The organism is Marichromatium sp. AB32 (genome assembly GCF_003718675.1).
Lineage (GTDB): Bacteria > Pseudomonadota > Gammaproteobacteria > Chromatiales > Chromatiaceae > Marichromatium > Marichromatium gracile.
In genome coordinates this window covers 21,597-42,184 of record NZ_RHFJ01000031.1, presented here as the reverse complement: position 1 = coordinate 42,184, position 20,588 = coordinate 21,597, and the positions used below count along the sequence as shown (strand labels likewise).

The following is a 20,588-nucleotide window of genomic DNA, read 5'->3' as shown; positions in this document are numbered from 1 at the left end:
CGGCGCTGGCGCTGGTGTGGCGGCGGCTGCGCCGCGGTCTGCTGGCGCCCTTGGCGCGGCTCGAGCAGTCGCTCTCGCGGGTCTGTCAGGGCGAGCCGGGGGCGAGCGAGCAGCTGCGTGATCTTGGCGTGCTGGCGCCGATCGCCGAGGACATCCGCGACCTCAACGCCGAGCTGACCGATCTCTACGAGGACATGGACAACCGCGTCGCACGCCAGACCCGGCGTCTGGCGCAGAAGACCGCCTCGCTGAAGATCCTCTACGATGTTGCCGCCGGCATCCATCAGGCCGAGAGCCTGGAGGCGCTGCTGCTGCGCTTCCTGCGGGTGCTCAAGGAGATGGTCAACGGTCGCGCGGCGACGGTGCGCCTGGTGCAGCCCGACGGCAGCCGTCGGCTGGTCGGCGCGATCGGGCTCGACGACGATCTGGTGCGCGAGCAGGACATGGCCCCGGTCGATCTCTGTCTGTGCGGCAACGTGCTCGCCCCCGGCGAGATCCTCTGCGATCAGGACGCGCGCTACTGCGCCCGGATCTACGGGCGGCGGATGTTCGCCAGCTCCGAGGTCGAGGTGGTGACGGTGCCGCTGGAGCATCGCGACGAGCTGCTCGGGGTCTACAGCATCTTCGTCGATCGCCCCGGGGTGAGCATGCGCGAGGACATCATGGATCTGCTGTTCACCGTCGGCCATCATCTCGGCATGGCGATCGCCAAGCAGCGCTCGGACGCCGAGGCGCGGCGCCTGTCGATCGTCGAGGAGCGCAACGCGCTCGCCCACGAGCTGCACGATTCGCTCGCCCAGACCCTGGCGAGCCTGCGCTTCCAGTGCCGGATGCTCGCCGACGCACTGGCCGAGGCGCCGATCCCGGCGCCCGCGCGCACCGATCTGGCGCGCATCCGCAACGGACTCGACGAGGCCCACACCGAGCTGCGCGAGCTGCTGGCGAGCTTCCGCGCGCCGCTCGATCGTCGCGGGCTGGTGCCGGCGCTGGCCAAGCTCACCGAGCGCTTCGGCGGCGAGACCGGCATCCATGTGCTGTTCCAGAACGACACCCGGCCCTTCGAGCTGGCCGCCGCCGCCGAGCTGCAACTGCTGCGCATCGCCCAGGAGTCGCTGGCCAACATCCGCAAGCACGCCCGCGCCCACACGGTGCGGGTGCTGCTCACCCGCGAGGGGGCGCGCTACGTGCTGCTGATCGAGGACGACGGGGTGGGCTTCAGCGCGCCGGTCGACGGCGCCCACCCCGGCGAGCACATCGGGCTGTCGATCATGGAGGAGCGGGCGCGGCGCATCGACGCCGCGCTGCACATCGAGAGCGAGCCGGGCGAGGGCACCCGGGTCGAGGTGGTATTCGACGCCGGGCGCCGCCCGGCCTGGGAGACGGACTGATGCGGGTGTTGCTGATCGACGATCATGCGTTGTTCCGGTTCGGGCTGCAGGCGTTGCTCGAACGGCGCGGCATCGAGGTGGTGGCCGTCGGCAACGCCGCCGAGGGGGTGGCGCGGGCGCGCGAGCACGCCCCCGACGTGGTGTTGCTCGATATGCGCATGCCCCAGCTCACCGGGCTGGAGCTGTTGCGCGCGCTGCGCGCCGCGGAGCTGCGCATGCCGGTGGCGATGCTCACCACCAGCGCCGAGGAGCGCGACGTCATCACCTCGCTGCAGCAGGGCGCGCAGGGCTATCTGCTCAAGGACATGGAGCCCGACGCGCTGATCGCCGCACTCGGCGACATCGTCGCCGGGCGCACCGTGGTCGCCCCGGAGCTGGCGGTGGTGCTGGCGCGCGCGGTGCAGGCCGAGGGCGGGCACGCCGGCGCGGCCCCGGAGGGCGGCGCGCCCGAGCTGACCCCGCGCGAGCAGGAGATCCTCTGTCATCTCGCCGAGGGACAGAGCAACAAGGCGATCGCGCGGCGCCTCGGGATCTCCGACGGCACCGTCAAGCTCCACGTCAAGGCGATCCTGCGCAAGCTCGAGGTGCACTCGCGGGTGGAGGCGGCGGTGATCGCCGTCGAGCGCGGGCTGTGCGCGCGTGGCGGCGCGGGAGAATCCTGAGCGCTTTCGGTTTATCAATGACAAAATCCACGCAATGATGATCCAATGAACCGTTTTGCCTGGCGCCGAGCCGAAGCGTCGGGCGTTGTGCAGCGCGGTCCATTCGCTTCGTGTCCGTCTGCGACGGCCTGCGGTGGATCGCGTGCGAGGCGCAGGGGGAGTGTCCGCATGAAGCGTTTTCTGCAACTGATCCAGCACTGTCTGACCGAGGTCCGCGAGGTCATGCCCTGGGATCTGGCCGAGCGGCTCGAGCGCGCGCCGGCGCCGCTGATCGTCGACGTGCGCGAACCCGAGGAGTTCGCCGCCATGCACCTGCCGGGCTCGATCAACGTGCCGCGCGGCATCCTCGAGTCGGCCTGCGAGTGGGACTACGAGGAGACCGTCCCCGAGCTGGTCGAGGCGCGCGAGCGCGAGGTGGTGGTGGTGTGCCGCTCGGGCAATCGCAGCGTGCTCGCCGCGCACGCGCTGCAGGTGCTCGGCTATCGGCAGGTGGTGTCGCTGCGTCTCGGGCTGCGCGGCTGGAAGGACGACGACCAGCCGCTGGTCGATGCCGCCGGGACCGAGGTCGCCCCCGAGGCCGCCGATGATTATTTCACCCCCAGGCTGCGGCCCGATCAGATCAATCCCGAGCGGCGTTGAGGACTGCGGGATGATCGCGCCGTCATTGTCATTGCGTGGGCTGTGCTGATGCCGGCGCGGGCGCGGGCGCAGACCCTGCTGGTGCGGCTGGCGATCCTCGCGGCCTTGCTCGGGGGCGTCGTGCTCCACGGCCTGGTCGCCATCCACGGGGAGGTGGCGCGCTTCGAGCATCGCAGCGAGCGTCTGGCGCTGCTGCTCGGCGCGGTGACCCACCGCGCGCTGGACACCGCCGATGCGCTGCGCACCGCCGCCGAGGCGGGGCTGGCCGATCCCGGGCCGCGCGCGCTCGATCGACTGCGGCTGCTCGGCCCGGTCCCCGACCAGGACGGCTATGGTCTGGTCGGGCTGGCGCCGCCGGCGCGCCCCGAGGCGCGTCTCAACCTCACCGGGGAGGGCGTGCTCGAGGACGATCCGGCGCTGCACCGCGAGCTGGCGATGGCGCTGGCGCTCGAGCCGGCCTTTCGCTGGGTGCGTCGCGCCTATCCGCAGACGCCCTGGGTCTACTACATCTCGGCGCGCGGCTTCATGTCGCTCTATCCCTATCTGCCGTTCGACCGGCTGTTCATGTCCGAGGCGATCCACGACTTCGAGCTCTACGCCAAGGGGCTGCCGGCGCGCAATCCGCATCGTCGGCCCTATGTCTCCGAGGTCTATCTCGATGCCGCCGGGCGTGGGCCGATGGTCACCTTCGGTGCGCCGGTCTATGGCGAGGGGCGTTTCCACGGCATCGTCGGCTTCGATCTCACGCTCGATCGGATCGGCGCCTATCTCGGTCCCGAGCAGGGCTCGGGCGATCGGGTCTATGTCGTCGACATGACCGGCCGGGTGATCGCCGCCGCCGGGCCGGAGACGGGCGGCTATCCCGCCTCGCTCGCCGAGTCGCGCCCGGCGCTGTTCGCCCTGGCGCGTGCCTATCAGGGCGTCACCAAGATGTTCGACGGCGCGCGGGTGCACAGTGTCCAGCTCGACGGCGTGCCCTGGCTGATGGTCCACGAGCGCGCCAACTGGCGGATCTATCGTTATGCGCTGCTCGCCACCCTGCCGCTGGTGCTCTTTCTCTGCGTGCTGCTGGGGGCGATCACGATCTTCGTGCGCGAGCGTCAGCGCCAGCGCAACCGCGAGTCGGAGCGCTCGCTGCGCCGCTTCCGTCATCTGCTCGACTGCTCGACCGACATGATCGCGGTGGTCGATCCGCGCACCGCCCGTTATCTCGACGCCAACCAGACCTTTTGCGATTTCGTCGGGCGCTCGGCGCCGGAGATCCTCGAGCGGCGCGTCACCGATCTCGGTGGCGCGCTGGGCTCGACGGCACGCTGGACACGCGTGCTCGAACGGGTGCGGCGCGACGGTCGGCTGACCTTCGAGCTCGACGGCCAGTTGGCTGACGGGCGCTCCTTCGAGGTCGAGGTCAACGCCCATCACGCCAGCACCGAGGGCGAGGAGTACATCGTCACGGTGATCCGCGACATCTCCGAGCGCAAGCGCGCCGAGACCGAGCGGGCGCGCTTGCAGCGCGCCCTGCAGCAGGCGCAGAAGCTCGAGGCGATCGGCCAGCTCACCAGCGGCATCGCCCACGACTTCAACAACACCCTGGCCAGTATCCAATGGGTGGCGGAGCTGGCACGGCGTCAGTTCGGCGCCCAAGAGCCACGGCTCGACGCCCAGCTCGAACAGGTGATGGCGGCGGTCAACGGCGCCCGCGCGCTGGTGCGTCAGCTGCTGGTGTGCTCGCGCGGCGAGCGCTCCGAGTCGGCGCGACCGCTGCTGCTGGTGCCGAAGTTGCGCGAGATCCTCTCGATGCTGCGTTCGGTGCTGCCGGCGACGTTAGAGATCGTCACCGAATGGCCGGCGCGCTCGCCGACGGTGACCGTCGACCCGATCCATCTCCAGCAACTGTTGATGAACCTCTGCATCAACGCCCGCGATGCCATGCAGGGGGTGGGGCGGATCTCGGTGGGGGTGAGGCTGCGTCATCTCGAACAGGCCGAGTGCGCGATCTGCCATGAGCAGGTCCGGGGCGGCTGGGCCTGTATCCGGGTCAGCGACTCGGGACCGGGCATCGCCCCCAGTGTTCGCGACCAGATCTTCGAGCCCTTCTTCACCACCAAGCGCCTCGGCGAGGGTGCCGGGATGGGGCTGGCGGTGGTCTCCGGGATCATGCGTACCTACGGCGGGCACGTGCTGATCGACACCGCGCCCGGCGGCGGTGCCTGCTTCGACATCCTGCTGCCGCCGAGCGCCGAGGTCGAGCCCCGCTCGACGCCCGAGCCGACGAGCGCGGAGCGCGCCGAGCCGGTCGACATCGAGGGGCTGCGGGTGTTGCTGGTCGAGGACGAGCCGGTGATCCTGCACCACCTCAAGGAGACCCTGATCGGTGCCGGCGCGCGGGTCGAGGCCTGCGCCGATGCCGCCACCGCACTGGCCCGTTTCGAGCAGGACGAGGGCGGCTTCGAGCTGCTCATCAGCGATCAGATGATGCCGGGGATGAGCGGCCTGGAGCTGGTGCGCCGGATCCGTCGCAACGACACCGGGATTGCGGTGCTGATGCTCACCGGCGACGGTTGCGCCATCAAGCAGGCCGATCTGGTGCGGTTGCGTATCGCCGAGGTGCTGCTCAAGCCGGTGACCTGGGACGAGCTGGCCGCGGCGATCGCGCGGGCGCTGTCGCGTTAGTCGGCGGGGCGCAGCGGCTCGCGATGGAAGCCGCTGCCGGGGCGGTGGACCAGCAGCTCGCCGCCGCGCTCGTCCCAGTCGGCGAGCACCATGCGCAGGGCGGGGCGACCGGCAAGCGTCAGCCGGTGATCGGCGGGACGGTGGGTGTGACCGTGGATCAGCCGGGTGGCGCGATGACGGCGCAGATAGCGCACCACCGTCGTCTCGGTGACATCCATGATCGCGGCGCTCTTGTCGGCGTTGGCCGCCGCGCTGCGGCGGCGATAGTCGGCCGCCAGCGCCTTGCGCCAGGCCAGCGAGCGCCACAGGAACAGCCGCCGTACCAGCGGGTTGCGCACGCGGCGGCGGAAGCGCTGATAGGCGAGATCGTCGGTGCAGAGCAGATCGCCGTGCATCAGGATCACCCGCTCGCCGTCGAGGGTGATCGGGTGTGGGTCGCCGATCAGCCGGCAGCCGCTGGCGCGAGCGAAGCGTCTGCCGATGAGGAAGTCGCGGTTGCCGTGCTGGATGAAGCAGCGGGTGCCGGCGGTGGTGAGTGCGGCGAGCGCGGCGGCGACCTCGCGGTGGAGCGGCTCGTCGTCATCGTCGCCGATCCAGGCGTCGAACAGGTCGCCGAGGATGTAGAGACGCTCGGCGCGGCGCGCCCGTCCGGCCAGCAGGCCGAGGAACAGCCGGGTCAGCTCGGGTCGTTGCGGTGAGAGATGGACATCGGAGACGAAGAGTGTCTCGTCCATGGGGTCGGGTCGCATCGGCTGGGATGGGGCCGCCCGCGCCAGGGGCGGAGCGGGGGCCGGGGAGCGATGGCGCGCTAGTCGACGATCTCGGCGCGCTCGATGACGACGTCCTCGACGGGCACGTCCTGGTGGCCGTTGCGGCTGCCGGTGCTCACGCCCTTGATCGCGTTGACGGTCTCCATGCCCTCGACCACCCGGCCGAACACGCAATAGCCCCAGCCGTCCTGACCGGGATAATCGAGGAAGCCGTTGTCGGCGACGTTGATGAAGAACTGCGCGGTGGCCGAGTGCGGCTCCATGGTGCGGGCCATGGCGAGGGTGCCGGTGAGGTTCTTCAGCCCGTTGTTGGCCTCGTTCTCGATCGGACGACGGGTCGGCTTGGCGGTGAAGTCGGCGCTCATGCCGCCGCCCTGGATCATGAAGCCGTCGATCACGCGGTGAAAGAGGGTGCCGTCGTAGTGGCCGTCGCGTACGTACTGCTCGAAGTTGGCGCAGGTCTTGGGCGCTTGCTCGGTGTCGAGCTCGATCAGGATGTCGCCGTGATTGGTGGTGAGTTTGATCATGAATCTCTCCGCGAGAGGCCCGTCCTCGCGGACGGGGTGGACAGCGGGTCGCCCGCAAGGGCGACGGTTTTGTGTGCTTCGGCGCTGGGGCGCATCACCGGGGACGGATTGCCCCTCGGCCTGTGTTGGTCTGACCCCTTCGGCCGGACCCCGACCACCGTCGGCACAGGGGCCACCCGATGGTCACAAAGGTCGCAGATGTTACATGGTAAGGGCTTTGCTGGATACGTGAAAGGTGGAGCGGCCGGCTGCGACCAGCCGCCAGTGGTCAGCGATCAGCGGGATTGAACCGCGAAGGGAAAGAGCCGCCGGCGATCAGCCTCCAGCCTCCAGCCGCCAGTGGCTGGATATCCACAAACACTGGCGCCAAGAACGTGCGTCACAGATGCGGGCAAGCCGTGCTGTCGTCGAGGTCGAGGGCACGCCGCTGGGGGCTGGTCGCTTGCAACCGGGATTGAACCGCGAAGGGAAGAAGAGCCGCCGGCGATCAGCCGCCAGCCGCCAGTGGCTGGATATCCATAAACACTGGCGCCAAGAACGTGCGTCACGGATGCGGGCAAGCCGTGCTGTCGTCGAGGGCGCACTCCCACTGGTGGCTGGTGGCTGGCGGCTGGTGGCTGGTCTTGCAACTCGAACCCCTTTGCGCCCTTTGCGGCTTTGCGGTTCAATCCTGGCGGCTGGCGGCTGGCGGCTGGCGGCTGGCGGCTGGCGGCTGGCGGCTGGCGGCTGGCGGCTGGCGGCTGGCGGCTGGCGGCTGGCGGCTGGCGGCTCTCCCTTCACGGCGCGCCTTTGCTAACATTGACGCTTTGGTCCGTGCGCCGCGCGCGGGAATGCGAGAAGTCCAAGTCACCCCGATGCTACAGATCTACAACAGCCTGACCCGCCAGAAGACCCCCTTCCAGCCGCTCGAGCCCGGCAAGGTGCGCATGTATGTGTGCGGCATGACCGTCTACGACTACTGCCACCTCGGCCACGCCCGGGTGATGGTGGTGTTCGACGTGGTCTATCGCTATCTGCGCGCGCTCGGCTACGAGGTGACCTATGTGCGCAACATCACCGACATCGACGACAAGATCATCCGTCGCGCCGCCGAGAACGATGAATCCTGCGCCGCGCTGACCGAGCGCTTCATCGCCGCGATGCACGAGGATGCCGCCGCGCTCGGCGTGTTGCCGCCGACCAGCGAGCCGCGCGCCACCGCGCACATCGACGAGATCCAGGCGATGGTCGCCACCCTGATCGACAAGGGGCTGGCCTATGCCGCCGACAACGGCGATGTGTACTACGCCGTCTCGCGCTTCCCCGGCTACGGCAAGCTCTCGGGCAAGGACCCGCAGGACCTGCGCGCCGGCGCCCGGGTCGAGATCGGCGAGGCCAAGCGCGACCCGCTCGACTTCGCGCTGTGGAAGGGCGCCAAGCCCGGCGAGCCGAGCTGGTCCTCGCCCTGGGGCGAGGGGCGTCCGGGCTGGCACATCGAGTGCTCGGCGATGAGCACCTGCTGCCTCGGCAACCACTTCGACATCCACGGCGGCGGGGCCGACCTGCAGTTCCCCCACCACGAGAACGAGATCGCCCAGTCCGAAGGGGCCACCGGCGAACCCTTCGCCGAGGTATGGATGCACAACGGCTTCGTGCGTATCAACGAGGAGAAGATGTCGAAGTCGCTCGGCAACTTCTTCACCGTGCGCGAGGTGCTCGAGCGTTTCCGGGCCGAGGAGATCCGCTACTTCATCCTCACCAGTCACTACCGCAGCCCGCTCAACTACGCCGACGAGCAGCTGCAGTCGGCGCGCGGTGCGCTCACCCGCCTCTATACCGCGCTGCGCGGCCTGCCCGAGGCCGAGGCACCGGTCGAGAGCGCGTTCGCCACCCGCTTCGCCGCGGCGATGGACGACGACTTCAACACCCCGGAGGCGCTGGCGGTGCTCTTCGAGCTGGCGCGCGAGGTCAACCGCGCGCGCGATGCCGGCGAGCCGGAGCAGGCCGCTGCGCTCGGCGCCGAGCTGCGCCGTCTCGGGGGCGTGATCGGCATCCTCCAGGACGACCCCGAGCGCTATCTGCGCGGCGGCGACGGCGGCACCGACGGGCTCGACGACGCCGCCATCGAGTCGATGATCGCCCAGCGTCAGGCCGCCCGTGCCGCGCGCGACTGGGCCGAGGCCGACCGGCTGCGCGACGCCCTCACCGAGGCCGGCATCGTCCTCGAGGACGGCGCCCAGGGCACCACCTGGCGGCGCGGTTGAGAGGGAGCGACCAGCCACCAGCCTTCAGCCGCCAGCGGGTGTGATGCCCGAGCGTCGGCGTGAAGGTGAGCCGGTCGCTGACTCGAGCCGCCCATCACCTGGGTTGGGTTGCCATCGGCAACCCAACTAGATGCACCGATCATCCAACCAGCGACGCTGAACCCCCGCATCCCTTTGCGCCCTTCCCGCCTTGGCGGTTCGAACCAGCTTCCAGCGATCAGCTTCCAGCCTCCAGTCGGGGAGGTTGGTGTGCATGATCGGCGATTGACGGGCAAGACGGTATCTTGGCGGTTCAAGCTGTTTGGACGGCTGACGGCTGACGGCTGACGGCTGACGGCTGGAAGCTGAAGGCCCATCCTCCCGAGCACGTCGATTGGGTTGCCCTCGGCAACCCAATCGATGCACCGCTCATCCAACCGACGACGCCCCCCCGCATCCCTTTGCGTCCTCCGCGCCTTTGCGGTTCAAGCCGACTGCCGACTGCCGACTGCCGACTGCCGACTGCCGACTGGCGACTGGCGACTGGCGACTGGACCCGCCCGCGCCCCGTCTACACCAATCCGTGACGGTCCTTCATGTGCAGGTAGACGAGGTTGGAGACCTGGCGGATGACGTCGCCGCGGCTGCGAATCCACTGGGTGTAGTTCTGTGCTCGGGAGGGCCGCTCGATGATGCCGATCATGGTGTAGGCGTGCTTGCGCCCGCGCCGGTCGCGCGCCTCGATGATGCCCATGTTGCCGCACAGCTTGGCCGTCGAGCCGGTCTTGTCGCAGACCTGTAGCGGGTGCGCGATGGCCGAGACCCGGGTGACGATGCGGTCGTTGTTGGGCAGGCACATCAGCCGTCGCAGCTCGGCGCTGTAGGGCAGGCGATCGTTCCAGATGGCGTAGAGGAAGCGGCTGTAGTCGTGCGCCGAGGCCTTGTTGGCGTAGGTGCCGCCGCCCGGCGGGATCTTCTCGATGATACGGGTCTGGCGGAAGATGCCGGGGGCGTGCTGCTTGAGCTCGGCCTCGACGTCGCGCGGACCGCGCCGCCCCCGGTTTGCGCTGACCCGATCGATCAGCCAGTTGGTGGCGCTGTTGCTGCTGCGCTGGATCATCCGCTCCATGTGATGGCGCACATCGTCGTTGTAGCGCACCCGGCTCGATCGCGTGACCTGATAGAAGTAGGCCTGGGCGACGAAGGGCTTGATCATGCTCGCCGCCTGGCGCTGCACGTCCTCGTTGATCGCCACCAGCTTCTTGCCGGTACTGAAGTCGTAGACCGACCAGGAGGTCTGCTCGTTGGGCTGCACGATGCCCTTGCGGCGGAGTCGCTGCACCAGGTCGTTGACCTGGTGGTTGAGCGAGTGATCGCGCGCGGCGGCCTCGACGAAGCTGGGACTGCCGCCGAGCAGGCCGGCCGAGGTGGCGGCGAGTGCGGCGAGGAAGTTGCGACGATCGATGAAGAAGCCGTTGTCGTCGGCAGCCGGCTGCTCGCCGCCGTCCGCGAACTCATACATAACTCGAACCCTCCGAGGCAAGGATTGCATGACGCGGTCGGCGGGGCGCGGCCGCGTGTGTTTCACCGGGCCACGCCTTCCTCGCTGGCGGCGAGCGTCGAGCATGGAGGGGGCCGTGCGTGCCGCCGGTACGAGACGCCGGGCAGGGGTGCGAGGCGTGGCGCCGGCGGGTGTTGTGATGATCGCACTCGTCACGGGCCGTGACGAACCCGCAAAAGGATAGGCGGGCGACATCGAAATGACAAGGAGTGTGCACTAGAAAAGCGCTGATGTCTCAATGCCATCAGCGCGTAACTTGAAGCGGCTTGATATCCCGGGGCGGGATGAGCGCGCGCGCGGCTTATCCCGCAGCCAGACCGCCGAGCAGCAGCCACACCACGGTGGCGGCGGCGATACCGACGAGCGCGGCAAAGAGCGCCCACAGCCGCACCACCTTGAGCTGCGCCTGTAGCGCCGCGAGCCCCTCGGCGACCTCGGCGTGGGCCTGGGTGGCGATCGTCTCGCTCTGCTCCTGGACCTCGCGTCGGGCGGCGACCAGCGCTTGGCGGGTGGTGCGCTCGGCGAGCGGGTCGAGGTGCGCCTGCAGCGCCTGCTCGACCAGGGTCGAGAGCGCCTCGGGCTGGGGGTGGCTGGCGTCGATCATCTCCTCGACCCGGGCGCGCTCGCCCTCGAGTTCGATGCGCAGCAGGTCCGGCAGCAGGTCGGGCAGGGCGGCGCGGATCTGTGCCTGCAGCTCGGCCTCGGAGATATCCTGACGAGCGTCGAGCTGCTGGCGAACCTCGGCGCGCAGCTGCTCGCTGAGATCGCGCCGCAGGTCCTCGAGCAGCGGGGTGAGGGTGCGGGTGATCTGCGCGGAGACGCGGGCATCGAGTTCGGCCATGTCGATGGCCGGTGCGCTGGCCGGCGTGGGGGGGGGCGTGGTCGGTGCCGGTGGCGGTGTCGGTTCCGTCGTGGTGGCCGCGGGCGCGGTGGCCGTCGGCTGGGCGAGGGCCGTGCGCAGCTCCTCGAGGATCTCGGGTAGGCGCTCCGGGGCGACCGACTTGGGCAGCACCCCGAGCACGCCCTTGCGGCGCGCGGTCTCGACGAAGTCGGCCTCTTCGTGCGAGGAGCACATCACCACCGGGATCGCGGCGGTGCGCGGGTTCTGCTTGAGCACCTCGAGCGCCTCGAAGCCGTTGAGCCCGGGCATCATGTGGTCCATCAGGATGGCGTCGGGCAGCTCGCGTTCGAGGATCTCGAAGGCGGCCTCGGCCGAGTCGGCGGTCTCGACCTCGACATCATGGCGTTGGAGCTGGAGCCGCAGCGCATAGCGCGCCGACTTGGAGTCATCGACCAGCAGTATCTTCATCCAATCCTCCGCGAGAAGCCCCGTCCCTTGGGCGGGGTGACGTGCGAATATGGTGTGTCGGCGCGTGCCGGCGGGTGTCGAGCCGCGCGGTGCGGGCTTGGCGCGCCGCGCCCGCGCCCCCATCCGCATTTAGTGTAATGACTGGAGGAGATCCTAGCATGTCTGTCACCGGTGTCGGATTCCAGCTGCATGACACCCCGGAGGCGCTGGCCGAGGTCGTCGCCGCGCGCGTTCTGGAGGCGGCGCGGCGGGCGATCGCCGCGCGCGGACGCTTCGTGCTGGTGGCCGCCGGCGGGCGGACCCCGTTGCAGGTCTATGCGCGGCTGGCGCGCGCACGCAGCGATTGGTCGCGCTGGCTGGTGCTGCACGGCGACGAGCGCTGTCTCCCCGCCGATGATCCGGAGCGCAACAGCCACGCGATCGCCGCCGCCTGGCTCGACCCGGTCGGTCTGCCGCCGCGCAACCACCTGCCGATCCCCGCCGAACTCGGTGCCGAGCCGGCGGCGCGTCGTTACGCCGAGCTGATCGCGCCCTTGCTGCCGTTCGATCTGGTGTTGCTGGGCATGGGCGAGGACGGTCACACCGCGAGCCTGTTCCCCGGGCACGCCATGCCCGAGGATGAGGCGTTGACGATGGCGGTCCATCAGGCCCCCAAGCCGCCCGCCGACCGGGTCAGTCTGACCCCGGGCGCGCTGGCCGCCGGGCGCGAGACGCTGGTGCTGGTCACCGGCGCGGGCAAGCGCGAGGCGCTGATGCGCTGGCGCGCCGGGGCGGGGCTGCCGGTGGCGCGGGTGGCCGAGGCCGCCGGGGCCGAGGTGCTGGTCGACGCGGCGGCCTGGGGATGATCGCGGCGCTGCTGTTTTCCGCTTGCTGCAGCGCGGCTAGAATGCAGGACTTGATCGGGTGACGCCATGGAAGCGACGTCCGTTGATGTGTGACATGCGTCCGGGGATCGGGCGCCGTTCTCTTCCGCGGACGTCGCTGCGCCGGCGTCGCTGGCCGATGCCGATGTGCCCGAACCCATGCCCAGTTCAGCCTCCTTCGTCGCGAGCCTGACTCGCAAGACCCTCGTCGTCTCCATCGCCGCTGCCGTGTTCAGCATGATCACGGTGGTGGTGTTCGATCTCCACGCCCTGCACCAGGAGACCGAGGCGTTGCATGCCTACCATCTGCGCGAGGTCCGCGCCGGGCTGCAGGCGCGGGTCGGCGAGGCGGTGCGTTTCGCCCATTATCAGCGCCAGCTGCTCGCGGTGGAGGCGGCGCGCGGCGCCGAGGCCGCGCGTCTGGAGCGTGAGGCGCAACGCCGGGTGCTGGAATGGCTGGAGATCCGCAACCAGGGCAGCGAGGCGCTGCTGTTTGCCGGGCGCTGGGACGGGATCTCGCTGCTCGGTCCGGTGCGCGGGCGCAACGTGCTCACGGTCACCGATGCCAGCGGACGCCCGGTGGTGCGCGAGCTGATCGCCACGGCCCAGTCCGGCGGCGGTTTCGTCGAGTATCTGATGCCGTCCTTCCCGGGCTGGCGTGCCGCGCCCAAGCTGAGCTATGTCGAGTCGATCGCGCCCTGGGGCTGGTATGTCGGTGCCGGCTGTCTGCTCGATCGCTTCGAGGAGGTGGTCGCGGAGCGTCGTCGCGCCGTCGTTGCCGATCTGCGCGCCAAGCTGCTCACCCTGGCCGTCGGGCTGGTGCTGATCCTGCTCGTCGTGCTGGTGCTGGCATGGCGTGTCGGGCGTGATGCCCGCGCCGATGTCGTCGCCTTCGTACGCTTCTTCGCCCGCGCCGGCAGCGATCCCGAGCTGGCGCTGCAACCGGTACGGATGCGTTTTCGCGAGTCGGCGCTGATCGCCCGCGCCGCCGCGCGCATGCTCGATCGCAAGCGCGCCGCCGAGCGCGCGCTGCGTGAGAGCGAGGGCCGATTCCGCACCCTGGTCGAGGTGCAGCAGTACGCGGTCATGGAGATCGATCTCGACGGCGTGATCCGGTATGTCAACCCGGCCACCTCGCGGCTGCTCGGCTACCGCCGCGATGCGCTGGTGGGGATGCACGCCACCGAGCTGGTCGTTGCCGAGGAGCGCACCAGGCTTGCCGAGGATCTGCGTCGTTTCGCCCGGCTGCAGCCGCCGCCGACGACCTATTTCAACCGCAACTTCACCCGCGACGGTCGGGTCATCGATCTGCAGGTGGAGTGGAACTACCGGCGCGATGCGCAGGGCCGGGTGATCGGCTTCGTCAGCGTCGCCCACGACATCACCGACTATCATCGCTCGCGGACCCTGCTCGACGGGCGCAACCGGGTGCTCGAACTGCTCGCCCGTGGCCGCCCCCAGCAGGAGGCGTTGGAGGCGATCATCGACTATATCGATCGGGTCTCGCCACGGACCCTGTGTGCGATCTATCGCTATGAGCCATCGACCCGGACGCTTCACAATGCCGCCGCCCGCGGTCTGCCCGAGCACTTTCGGCGCTCCGCCGAGGGGCTGGTGGTCGGGCCGGGCGTGGGTTCCTGCGGCCATGCGGTGAGCCAGGGCAGGCGGGTCGTGGTCACCGATCTGCTGTCGCACCCCTTCTGGCGCTCGTCGCGCGACCTGGTGCTGAGTACCGAGCTGCGTGCCTGCTGGTCGCAGCCGATCATCGCCCCCGACGGTGTGGTGCTCGGCACCTTCGCGATCTATGCCACCGAGGTCTCGGTGCCCAGCGACGAGGACATCGAACTGATCGAGTCGGCGGCCGACCTGGCGGCGATCGTGATGGAGCACGCCCGGGTCGAGCGCGCCACCCGCCAGGCCGAGGAGCGCGCGCGGCTGCTGCTCGACTCGAGCACCGAGGGGGTGTTCGGACTCGACCCCGAGGCGCGCGCGACCTTCGTCAATCCGGCCGCCGCGCGGCTGCTCGGCATCCCGGCCGAGCAGCTCACCGGGCGCGCCATCCACGCCCTGATCCATCACTCGCACCCCGACGGCAGTGCGATCGGCGAGACCGACACCCCGATGCTGCGGGCGATGCGCGAGGGCCGCGCCTATCACGTCAGCGACGCGGTGTTCTGGCGCGGCGACGGCAGTCACTTCCCGGTCGAGTACTGGTCGACCCCGATCCTGCGCGAGGGGCGGATCGAGGGTGCGGTGGTGACCTTCCACGACATCAGCGAGCGCAAGCGCGTCGAGGCCGAGATCCAGCACCTGGCCTTCCACGACGGGCTCACCGGGCTGCCCAACCGGATGCTGTTCAAGGAGGAGGTGGACCGGGCGCTGGCGCTGCTCAGGCGCTCGGGCCAGCGTTTCGCGCTGCACATGCTTGATCTCGACCACTTCAAGGACGTCAACGACAGCCTCGGCCATCCGGTCGGCGACGAGCTGCTGTGTGCGGTGGCGCGGCGCATCAGCGAGGTGGTCCGCGCCAGCGACGTCTTCGCCCGTTTCGGCGGCGACGAGTTCGCGCTGCTGCAGGTGCCGATCACGCACCCCGGCGAGGCCGCGGCGCTGGCCGAGAAGGTGGTGGCCTGCTTTACCGACACCTTCGCCCTCGCCGACTGCGCGATCAGCACCAACACCAGCATCGGCATCGCCGTGGCCGACCGCCACGACCTCGACGTCGATGACCTGATCGCGCGCGCCGACGTCGCCCTCTACAAGGCCAAGGAGGCGGGGCGCGGCACCCATGCCTTCTTCGCCGATGCGATGACCGAGCAGCTGCGCCACGAGATCCAGATCGCCTCGGAGCTGGTGCGCGCGCTCGAGCGCGACGAGCTGTGGCTGCACTACCAGCCGCAGGTCGATCTGCGCAGCGGCGCGCTGGTCGGGGTCGAGGCACTGGTGCGCTGGCGCCATCCCGAGCGCGGGTTGCTCCACCCCGGCGCCTTCATCGAGGTCGCCGAGCGGCGCGGCATGATCCGCCCGATCTCGGCCTGGGTGCTGGAGGCGGTGTGTCGGCAGGCGCGCGCGTGGCGCGAGCGCGGGCTGGTCTTCGGGCGGGTGGCGGTCAATCTGTGCGCCGAGCAGGTCGGCGACGAGGCCTTCGCCGAGCAGATCCTGGCGGTGCTCGAACGCACCGGTGCGCGGCCCGATGAGCTGGAGCTGGAGTTCACCGAGACGGTGCTGATCCAGGCCGATGCCCGCACCCAGGCCGACATCATCCGTCTCTCCGAGATCGGCGTGCGCTTCGCCATCGACGACTTCGGCACCGGCTTCTCGTCGCTGCAGTATCTGCGCAACCTGCGCACCGACAAGATCAAGATCGACCGCGAGTTCGTCAAGGACGTCACCCACAACCCCAGCGACGCCGAGATCGTCAAGGCGACCATCGCACTCGGCGTCGCGCTCGGCCTCGAGACCATCGCCGAGGGCGTCGAGACCGAGGCGCAGGCGGCCTTCCTGCGCGGTCACGGCTGTCACCAGGTGCAGGGCTTCCTCTACGCCCGCCCGCTCGACCCCGAGGTGCTCGAGCGCGACTGGCTCAGTCGCGCCGCGCCGACGCCTCGTGCTGCAGACGGCGCCTGAGCGCCGCCGGTGAGTCGGTGCGCCGGGCGAGCAGGTCGTAGGCCACCGGCACCACGAACAGGGTGAACAGGGTCGCGGCGATCACCCCGGCGAGGATCACCGTGCCGATCACCACCCGGGTCTCGGCCCCGGCGCCGCTCGAGAGCAGCAGCGGCACGGCGCCGGCGGCGGTGGTGATGCCGGTCATCACGATCGGGCGCAGGCGCACGTCGGCCGCCTCGGTGAGCGCGGCGCGGAACTCGCGTCCCTGATCGCGCAGCTGGTTGGCGAACTCGACGATGAGGATGCCGTTCTTGGCCGCCAGCCCGACCAGCATGATCAGCCCGATCTGGCTGTAGATGTTGAGCGTCTGCCCGCTCAGCCACAGCCCGCCGAGCGCCCCGGCCATCGCCAGCGGCACGGTGAGCATGATCACCAGCGGGTGGATCCAGCTCTCGAACTGCGCCGCCAGCACCAGGAACACCACCAGCACCCCGAGCCCGAACACCAGCGCCATGCCCGCCGCGCCGCTGCGCAGGTCGCGGCTCTCGCCGCGGTAGTCGATGCGCGCGTGCTCGGGCAGCAGCGCGGCGGCGCGGGCATCGAGCGCGTCGAGCGCCGCGCCGAGCGAGACCCCGGGGGCGAGGTTGGCCGAGAGGGTGATGGCGCGCATGCGGTTGTAGCGGTTGAGCTGCTGGGAGTCGGCCTGCTCGCTGACCCGCACCAGGTTGGAGAGCGGGATCAGGGCGTCGCCGTGGGCCGAGCGCACATAGAGGTTCTCCAGACTGCCGGGGGTGCGCTGGCTGTCGCGCTCGCCCTCGAGGATGACGTCGTACTCCTCGCCGTCGTCGAGATAGGTGGTGACCTGACGCGAGCCGAGCATGGTCTCGAGGGTGCGCCCGATGGTCTCGATACGCACCCCGAGGTCGGCGGCGCGGTCGTAGTCGATCGCCACGCGCAACTGCGGCTTGGTCTCCTTGTAGTCCCAGTCGAGCCCGACCAGGCCGGGGTTGTCGGTCTCGATCGACTCGACCAGGGCGTCGCGCCACGCGGCCAGCTCGTCGTAGGTGCCGCCGCCGATGACGAACTGCACCGGCTTCTGGATGCGCGCGCCGAAGCCCTGGCGCATCACCGGGAAGGCGCGCACCCCGGGCAGGTCGGCAAGCCGCGCGCGCACCTCGTCCATGATCACCCAGCCCGAGCGGCGCGCATCGAAGCCGGCGAGCACCATGATCACGATCCCCGAGTTGTAGCGCTCCAGGGTGCCGAAGGCGCGCGGCGCGCGCACCAGCACGCGGATCGCCTCGCCCGACTCGGCATAGGGCAGCAGGCGGCGCTCGATCTCGTCCATGTACTCCTCCATGTAGGAGAAGGAGGCGCCCTCGGGACCATTGACCAGCACGAAGAAGGCGCCGCGATCCTCCTTCGGGGTGTACTCCTGGGGCAGCCGGTCGAGCAGCCAGGCGGCGCCGCCGAGGGTCAGCGCGAAGGCCAGTCCGACCACCCAGGGGCGCGCGAGCAGCACCCCGAGCAGCCGCGCGTAGCCGCGGCGCAGCCAGACGAAGCCGCGGTCGACGGCGCAGGCCAGTGCGCCGGGCTGGTGGCTTGCGGGCAGGATCTGCGCGGCCAGGCTCGCCGAGAGGGTGAGCGCGACCAGCGAGGAGAAGGCCACCGCCGCGGCCATGGTCAGCGCGAACTCGCCGAACAGCCGCCCCAGGTCGCCCTCGAGGAAGGCGATCGGCACGAACACCGAGATCAGCACCAGGGTGGTGGCGATCACCGCGAAGCCGACCTGACGGGCGCCGCGATAGGCCGCCACCAGCGGGCTCTCGCCATACTCCTCGATACGGCGGTGGATGTTCTCGAGCACCACGATGGCGTCGTCGACCACCAGCCCGATGGCCAGCACCAGCGCCAGCAGGGTGAGGATGTTGACCGAGAAGCCGAGCGCGAGCAGCACGGTGAAGGTGGCGATCAGCGACACCGGCACCGTCACCGCCGGCACCAGCATCGCGCGCACGCTGCCGAGAAACAGATAGATCACCAGCACCACCAGCGCGATGGCGATCGCCAGCGTCTTGTAGACCTCGGCGATGGCCTCGGCGACGAACACCGAGGAGTCGTAGCTCTGGCGGATCACCATGCCCTCGGGCAGGCTGGTGTTGAGCCGGCGCATCTCGGCCTTGGCGCGCTCGGCCACGGCGAGGGTGTTGGCCGTCGACTGCTTGATGATGCCGAGCCCGACCATGGCCACGCCGTTGCCGCGAAACAGCGTGCGGTCCTCCTCGGTGCCGCGCTCGATCCGGGCGATGTCGCCGAGACGTACCAGATGACCGTCGTCGCCGCGCGTCACCACCAGCCGGGCGAAGTCCTCGGCGGTGGCGAAGGCGCGGCTCAGGCGCACGCTGAACTGACGGTCGCGCGACTCGATGCTGCCGGCGGGCAGCTCCAGGTTCTCGGCGCGCAGCGCCTGCTCGACGTCGGCCACGGTGAGCCCGCGCGCGGCCAGCGCGTTGCGGTCGAGCCAGATGCGCATGGCATAGACCTGGGCGCCGCCGACGCGCACCCGCGCCACCCCGTCGAGCACCGAGAGCCGATCGACCAGATAGCGCCGGGCATAGTCGGTGAGCGCCGGCACGCTCAACCCCTCGGCGGTGAGGTTGAGCCACATGATCACGTCTTCGTTGCTGTCGACCTTCTGGATCTCGGGCGGCTCGGCCTCGTCGGGGAGCTGGTCGAGCACGCCGGAGACGCGGTCGCGGATGTCGTTGGCCGCGCCGTCGATGTCGCGATCGGTGGTGAACTCGACGGTGATGGTCGAGCGCCCGTCCTCGCTGCTCGACTCCAGGGTGCGGATGCCCTCGACCCCGGCGATACGATCCTCGATCAGCCGGGTGATGCGGGTCTCGACGACGCTGGCCGCGGCCCCCGGATAGCCGGTCTCGATCGACACCACCGGCGGATCGATGTCGGGGTACTCGCGCAGCGCCAGACGGTCGAAGGAGACCAGCCCGAAGACCACCAGCAGCAGCGCGAAGACCGTGGCCAGCACCGGGCGGGTGACGGCGAGATCGGAGAGGATCACGTCTCCGACTCCTCGAGCAGCCTCTGCAGCGGCGCATCGCCCGTATCGACGGCGAGCACCCGCACCTCGGCGCCGGGACGCACCCGCTGGTGGCCATCGGTGATCACCCGCTCGCCGACGTCCAGCCCGTCGCGGATCTCGACGGCGCCGGGACGGCGGATGCCGATGTGCACCTCACGCTGCTCGGCCACCGTCCGTCCGGTCCCGTCGGTCGCGACCACCAGCACGAAGTGACGCTGACCGCGTTGCAGGAGCGCCGCCTCCGGCACCACCACCGCCGTGTGCGGATCGAACAGCAGCTCCAGACGCATCAGCAGCCCCGGGCGCAACCGCCGCTCGGGGTTGGGCAGGATGGCGCGCACCAGCACCGCGCGGGTCACCGGGTCGACCCGGCTGTCGACGCCGCGCACCTCGCCGACGAACACCCGCTCGCCATGGGCGCGGGTGCGCGCCTCGACCCGCAGCCCCGGGGTGAGCCCGGCGAGATAGCGGCTGGGCACGGTGAAGTCGAGCTTCATCTCGGCGTCGTCGTCGAGGGTGGTGATCGGGTCGCCGGGCTCGACCAGGGCGCCGGGGCTGACCTGACGCAGCCCCAGCACCCCGGCGAAGGGGGCGCGGATGACGCGGTCGGCCAGCCGCGACTCGAGCGCCACCAGCACCGCGCGGCTGGTCTCGAGGTCGCGCTGGCGCTCGTCGAGCAGCGACACGGCGGCCGAGTCCTGGGCGACCAGGGCGTTCACCCGACGGTACTGGCGCTCGGCCTCGGCGCGGCGCGCCTGCGCCTCCTCGAGCAGCGCCTGTTCCTCGGCGCTGGTCAGCTCCACCAGCAGCGCGCCGCGCTCGACGCGCTGGCCGTCGTCGAAGTGCAGCGCGGCGATGGTCTCGGTGACCCTGGAGGTGATCATCACCGACTCGTTGGCGCGCAGCGTGCCGAGCGCCTCGACGCGCTCGGCCAGTTCGGTCTGCGCGGCGGTGGCCACGATCACCCCGCTCGGCGGCGCCGCGGCGAGGAGCGGCGCGACGCACAGCAGCGTCAGCAGCAGCGGCAATGGGTGGGGCGGGGGGGCGCGGTGCGGTACGGGCATGACGTCGATCCTGTGACGGCTGGGGCGGTGGCGCGGGTGTCGCTGCACCGGTCTCACCCCGAGTGAGGCAGTGCCGGCGAGCAATGGTTCAGCGCGCGGGCGCGGTCGACTCCCTTTCGCCCGGGGTGGAAATTTGCAATCCTAACGCGCCGTCCGGGTGCTCGCCACAGAGACCGGCGTCGCCGTCAGGCGGGCCCC

13 protein-coding genes are annotated in these 20,588 nt (G+C 70.3%); 7 read left to right on the top strand and 6 right to left on the bottom strand.

Features of this window, described 5'->3' with window-relative positions:
- The 4 genes from EBL85_RS10745 to EBL85_RS10730 form a co-directional block, all read left to right on the top strand.
- Nucleotides 1–1,388: histidine kinase (locus EBL85_RS10745; RefSeq protein WP_123142906.1), on the top strand; the 1,388-nt coding region annotated here is incomplete at its 5' end.
- On the top strand, nt 1,388–2,050 hold the full coding sequence (locus EBL85_RS10740; RefSeq protein ID WP_062271186.1) for a response regulator: 663 nt from the start codon (nt 1,388–1,390) through the stop codon (nt 2,048–2,050). The genes EBL85_RS10745 and EBL85_RS10740, both read left to right, overlap by 1 nt.
- 168 nt (nt 2,051–2,218) lie before the next feature.
- Nucleotides 2,219–2,689 carry a rhodanese-like domain-containing protein gene (locus EBL85_RS10735; RefSeq protein WP_123142905.1) on the top strand — a complete coding sequence of 157 codons (471 nt, stop codon included), beginning with the start codon at nt 2,219–2,221 and terminating at the stop codon, nt 2,687–2,689.
- Between the two features lie 48 nt (nt 2,690–2,737).
- Complete coding sequence (locus EBL85_RS10730; protein ID WP_123142904.1) at nt 2,738–5,362, top strand: ATP-binding protein; 2,625 nt, start codon at nt 2,738–2,740, stop codon at nt 5,360–5,362.
- Here the strand turns inward: EBL85_RS10730 and EBL85_RS10725 are convergent.
- Nucleotides 5,359–6,096, bottom strand: a complete 738-nt coding sequence (locus EBL85_RS10725; protein ID WP_123142903.1) for a UDP-2,3-diacylglucosamine diphosphatase — start codon at nt 6,094–6,096, stop codon at nt 5,359–5,361. The genes EBL85_RS10730 and EBL85_RS10725 overlap by 4 nt on opposite strands.
- A 74-nt stretch (nt 6,097–6,170) precedes the next feature.
- Nucleotides 6,171–6,659 (bottom strand): peptidylprolyl isomerase, encoded by a 489-nt coding sequence (locus EBL85_RS10720; RefSeq protein ID WP_123141017.1) that lies wholly within the window; start codon nt 6,657–6,659, stop codon nt 6,171–6,173.
- An 854-nt stretch (nt 6,660–7,513) separates the two neighbouring features.
- Here EBL85_RS10720 and cysS point away from each other — a divergent pair.
- Nucleotides 7,514–8,902 (top strand): cysteine--tRNA ligase, encoded by a 1,389-nt coding sequence (gene cysS, locus EBL85_RS10710; protein WP_123142910.1) that lies wholly within the window; start codon nt 7,514–7,516, stop codon nt 8,900–8,902.
- Between the two features lie 550 nt (nt 8,903–9,452).
- Here the strand turns inward: cysS and EBL85_RS10705 are convergent.
- Complete coding sequence (locus EBL85_RS10705; protein ID WP_123141015.1) at nt 9,453–10,403, bottom strand: serine hydrolase; 951 nt, start codon at nt 10,401–10,403, stop codon at nt 9,453–9,455.
- A gap of 340 nt (nt 10,404–10,743) precedes the next feature.
- On the bottom strand, nt 10,744–11,751 hold the full coding sequence (locus tag EBL85_RS10700; RefSeq protein WP_123141014.1) for a response regulator: 1,008 nt from the start codon (nt 11,749–11,751) through the stop codon (nt 10,744–10,746).
- A gap of 158 nt (nt 11,752–11,909) precedes the next feature.
- Between EBL85_RS10700 and pgl the strand changes: the two genes are divergently transcribed.
- Nucleotides 11,910–12,596, top strand: coding sequence for a 6-phosphogluconolactonase (pgl, locus tag EBL85_RS10695; protein ID WP_123141013.1), 687 nt, complete (start codon nt 11,910–11,912; stop codon nt 12,594–12,596).
- 177 nt (nt 12,597–12,773) lie between these two features.
- Complete coding sequence (locus EBL85_RS10690) at nt 12,774–16,241, top strand: EAL domain-containing protein (RefSeq protein WP_123142902.1); 3,468 nt, start codon at nt 12,774–12,776, stop codon at nt 16,239–16,241.
- Here the strand turns inward: EBL85_RS10690 and EBL85_RS10685 are convergent.
- Nucleotides 16,198–19,305 carry an efflux RND transporter permease subunit gene (locus EBL85_RS10685; RefSeq protein WP_123142901.1) on the bottom strand — a complete coding sequence of 1,036 codons (3,108 nt, stop codon included), beginning with the start codon at nt 19,303–19,305 and terminating at the stop codon, nt 16,198–16,200. The two genes, EBL85_RS10690 and EBL85_RS10685, sit on opposite strands and share 44 nt — an antisense overlap.
- Nucleotides 19,302–20,390, bottom strand: coding sequence for an efflux RND transporter periplasmic adaptor subunit (locus EBL85_RS10680; RefSeq protein WP_123142900.1), 1,089 nt, complete (start codon nt 20,388–20,390; stop codon nt 19,302–19,304). The genes EBL85_RS10685 and EBL85_RS10680 overlap by 4 nt, the downstream gene beginning before the upstream one ends.
- Nucleotides 20,391–20,588: the final 198 nt, after the last annotated feature.